We start from the raw sequence: 1,455 nt of genomic DNA on the forward strand, positions 1-1,455 counted from the left end.
TGAGTACCTCGGTGCAGGACAAGTCGATCACCTACGCTATCCGCCCGGAAAAAATGCTGGTCAGCACCCTCAAGCCCGAGACCCGCTACAACTGGTCCGAAGGCAAGGTGCATGACATCGCCTACCTCGGTGGCCACTCGGTGTTTTATGTGGAGCTGCCTGGCGGCAAGATCGTCCAGTCGTTCATGGCCAACGCCGAACGCCGTGGCGCACGCCCGACATGGGACGATCAGGTCTACGTGTGGTGGGAAGACGACAGCGGCGTGGTACTGCGCTCATGAGAACCTTCAATCAGCAGTTCCTGCGCCTGGTGCCCAGTGGCCGCAAAATGGTCATCGGCATTCCATTCCTGTGGCTGTGCCTGTTTTTCCTGTTGCCGTTCTTCCTGGTGATGAAGATCAGCTTCTCGGAAGCAGCCCTGGCCATTCCGCCCTACTCCGAGATTTACACCTTCGCCGAACAGAAATTCCAGCTGCTGCTGAACCTCGGCAACTACTCGCTGCTGACCGAGGATGAGCTGTACATCTCGGCTTACTTCGGCTCGTTGAAGGTCGCATTCTTAAGCACGCTGATGTGCCTGGTGATCGGTTTCCCGATGGCTTATGCGATCACCAAGGCCAGCAAGGAAGCGCAAAACGTCTTGCTGCTGTTGATCATGATGCCGACCTGGACCGCGATCCTGATCCGCGTGTATGCGTGGATGGGCATCCTCAGCAACAACGGATTGCTCAATGCCTTCCTGATGTGGACCGGGCTCACATCGCAGCCTATCGAGATCCTCAACACCAACACCGCCGTGTACATCGGGGTGGTCTACGCGTACCTGCCGTTCATGGTGCTGCCGCTGTACGCCAACCTGGTGAAGCACGATGGCAGCCTGCTGGAAGCCGCGTCGGACCTGGGCTCAAGCAACTTCAACAACTTCTGGAAAATCACGGTTCCGCTGGCCAAGAACGGGATCATCGCAGGCTGCATGCTGGTGTTCATTCCGGTGGTCGGTGAGTTCGTGATTCCGGAACTGTTGGGTGGCCCGGAAACCCTGATGATCGGCCGCGTGCTGTGGCAGGAGTTCTTCAACAACCGCGACTGGCCGGTGGCGTCCGCCCTGGCGGTGGTGATGCTGGCGATCCTGATTGTGCCGATTCTGCTGTTCAACCGTAGCCAGGCCAAAGAGATGGAGGGACGGGGATGAACCGTTTCGGATTTTCACGATTGATGCTGGTGCTCGGCCTGTCGTTTATCTACCTGCCGATGCTGATTCTGGTGATCTACTCGTTCAACGCCTCGAAGCTGGTGAYGGTGTGGGGCGGCTGGTCGGTGAAGTGGTATGTCGGCCTGCTCGACAACACGCAACTGATGGGCTCGGTGGTGCGCTCGCTGGAAATCGCCTGCTACACGGCGATTGCCGCGGTGGCGCTCGGTACATTGGCGGCGTTCGTGCTGACACGTGTGACG

General features: G+C 58.5%; 2 protein-coding genes and 1 pseudogene. All 3 read left to right on the plus strand.

From position 1 onward, the window contains the following. The coding region (locus AC1DLB_RS29805; protein ID WP_477786267.1) for a TOBE domain-containing protein at positions 1-281 on the plus strand (281 nt) is incomplete at its 5' end. A 29-nt stretch (positions 282-310) separates the two neighbouring features. Then, positions 311-1,192 carry an ABC transporter permease subunit gene (locus AC1DLB_RS29810; RefSeq protein ID WP_167331203.1) on the plus strand — a complete coding sequence of 294 codons (882 nt, stop codon included), beginning with the start codon at positions 311-313 and terminating at the stop codon, positions 1,190-1,192. After that, a pseudogene (locus AC1DLB_RS29815) lies at positions 1,189-1,455 on the plus strand (putrescine ABC transporter permease PotI); the annotation flags it as partial. The gene AC1DLB_RS29810 and the pseudogene AC1DLB_RS29815, both read left to right, overlap by 4 nt.

This window comes from Pseudomonas sp. 05N434, assembly GCF_056396965.1.